We start from the raw sequence: 230 nt of genomic DNA on the forward strand, positions 1-230 counted from the left end.
TTCATATTCCCTTTTAACGCTCGATACCGTAGCTTCGGCTTCTTGCTCTGCGTTGAGCTTGTCTTGCTTCAGCTTCTCGTTTTGCTTCTTCAGCTCTGCGTTGAGCTTCAGCACGTTGTCTGCTTCGTTCAGCTTCTCTATTTGCTCTGTCTGCTCCGCTATTCTCTTCCCTTGTTCGGCTACTGTCGATACCAGCTCTTGCTTCTCGGATAAGAGTTTCTGTATCTGTA

The 230-nt window shown here is 47.4% G+C and carries 1 protein-coding gene; it reads right to left on the reverse strand.

From position 1 onward, the window contains the following. Positions 1 to 230 (reverse strand): hypothetical protein (locus NE619_RS18560; RefSeq protein WP_256133930.1); only part of this gene is annotated, 230 nt, incomplete at both ends.

Source organism: Anaerovorax odorimutans, assembly GCF_024459955.1.
Classification (GTDB): Bacteria; Bacillota; Clostridia; order Peptostreptococcales; family Anaerovoracaceae; genus Hominibacterium; species Hominibacterium odorimutans_A.